The organism is Mesorhizobium sp. M4A.F.Ca.ET.050.02.1.1, from assembly GCF_003997725.1.
Lineage (GTDB): Bacteria > Pseudomonadota > Alphaproteobacteria > Rhizobiales > Rhizobiaceae > Mesorhizobium.
On sequence record NZ_RZSG01000965.1, the window covers coordinates 1 to 2,025 of the forward strand.

General features: G+C 66.2%; 2 protein-coding genes and 1 pseudogene. 1 reads left to right on the top strand and 2 read right to left on the bottom strand.

Annotated features, from left to right (window positions below):
- A pseudogene (locus EOA33_RS41095) lies at nt 1–134 on the bottom strand (PRC-barrel domain containing protein); the annotation flags it as partial.
- Nucleotides 135–570: 436 nt separating this feature from the next.
- Nucleotides 571–894: a DUF2934 domain-containing protein gene (locus EOA33_RS33715; protein WP_126055426.1), complete on the bottom strand. Its 324-nt coding sequence runs from the start codon at nt 892–894 to the stop codon at nt 571–573.
- Between the two features lie 150 nt (nt 895–1,044).
- Here EOA33_RS33715 and EOA33_RS33720 point away from each other — a divergent pair.
- Nucleotides 1,045–2,025: FAD-binding oxidoreductase (locus tag EOA33_RS33720; RefSeq protein WP_190234463.1), on the top strand; the 981-nt coding region annotated here is incomplete at its 3' end.

A 2,025-nucleotide genomic window follows, 5' to 3' on the forward strand; every position in this document is an offset into this window, starting at 1 on the left:
ATGACGACCTGGCTGCCGTGCATGTGGTCGACGGAGCCGATCTTCTCGTCGTCAGGACCGTAGATGGTCGCGCCTTCGAGGATGGCCGGGGTCAGCTCGGCGTCGGTGAGCCGTACGTGGTTGGTGTGGTCCATGGGGTGGTCTCCTTCGGGTTATGAAGGATGAACCTGCGAAGGCACCAAGGGTTCCGACAGAACAGACGACCTGGGCAGCGCGGACCACGGCAGCCCGCCGTGCCACGCCTGCTAGCGGCGCGGTTGCGGTTTCGCCACTGTCTCTGAAGGGCTCTCCGAGAGCCGGGCCGAGCGCTGGTCACCAAGCCGCGACGACCTCTTTTTCGGTTTCGGCTCCGCATTGGGGGTCGGCGTCTTGGCGATCAGGTAGTCGGCCCGATTCGTCCGATAGTCTTGCTTGTGGACAGACGTTTTCGGCATCGACATTTTTGATCTCCTTACAGAGATCAACGCGCAGCGACGCCGCCCTGTTCCCGGCTCGATTGAGTCCGAAACCTATTTGTTTTTTACGCAATTGCGGACGGAAAGCCGCCGCGCACTTTTCCTTAAATTGCTTTCAGAGCCGCCGTCTCGCCTTGAGGCTGCGGGCGGCGGCCTCGATCGCGGCGCGGTCGCTGCCCAGCCTGTCGATCAGCTCCTGCGCCTCGTCGCCCGTTATGCCGGTGCGCATGGCCAGCTCCTCGACCGTCAGTATGTCGGTGCTGGCGATCCTGCTGGTTTCCGGCAGGGCGTCATCGGCCGTAAGCGGCAAGGCCGCCTCGCGGTCGATTTCCGCCTCGGCCTGGCTCCAGTGCCGGTCGTGATTGCCGAACAAACGTCCCTCGCGTTCCCAGATCTCATACGCACGCTGCCTGATCTTCTCCAGCCGATCATCACCCATTGTCGGTTTCTCCATTTCAGCTTTTGCTCAAACGCCGCACGCGGCCGAACGATCCCTGGAATCTGCACGATCGATGCGGGAGAGTTCCCCTGCGTGACTCGAAGCCTCCGCTTCCTCTATAGGAGGGCTCGCCCATGAATGGAGCCACTCGTGAGTGAAACCCTCATCGCCGACCTGCGCGCCGCCTGCCCCAACGCCGTGGTGTGGGACAAGGCCGAGCTCGCCAGTCGCGATCCGGGCTTCGACCAGCGCAATTTCGGCGCTTCGGCGCTGGTGCGGCCAGCCGACACGGAGGGCGTGGCGGCGATGGTGAAATTCTGCGCGGCACGGGGTTTGAGCCTCGTCGCCCAGGGTGGGCGTACCGGGCTGACAGGGGCCGCCGCGACCGTGGCCGGCCAGGTCATCTGCGATCTCGGCGCCCTGAACAGGGTGGAAGAGATCGACCCGTTCGCGCGCACGGCGATCGTCGGGGCCGGCACGCCGCTCTCGGTGCTGCAGGAGGCGGCGGCCGCGCATGCGCTCGATCCCGGCATCGACCTTGCCGCGCGCGGCTCCTGCACCATAGGCGGCATGGTTTCCACCAATGCCGGCGGCATCATGGCTTTCCGCAACGGCACGATGCGCCATCGCGTGCTCGGCCTCGAGGCGGTGCTGCCCGACGGCAACGTGTTTTCCGACCTGACGCGGGTGCTGAAGACCAGCGCCGGCTACGATCTGAAGCACCTGTTCATCGGCGCCGAGGGCACGCTCGGCATCGTCACCCGCGTCGTCTTGCGGCTCGATCCGGTGGCAGGCGCCAGCGCCACGGCACTGGTCGGCGTTCCGGATGCGGCCAGCGCGCAGCGCATCGTGCGGCATTTCCTGGAGCGTACCCAGACGCGGCTCAACGCCGCCGAGATCCTGTGGCAGCGTTTCGCCGCCGCCATGAACCGGATGCTCGGCTTCGCGCCCGGCCAGTTGCCGCTCGATGCCCCTTGCCTGCTGGTCCTCGAGCTTGGCGCCGACAGCGTCGAGGCCGCGCGAGAGGCATTGGAGGATGGCCTGGCGGCGATCTGGGAGGAAGCCGGCATCATCGATGGGCTGGTCGCCAGTTCGGTCTCGCAGGCTGGGGCGATCTGGCGGCTGCGCGAG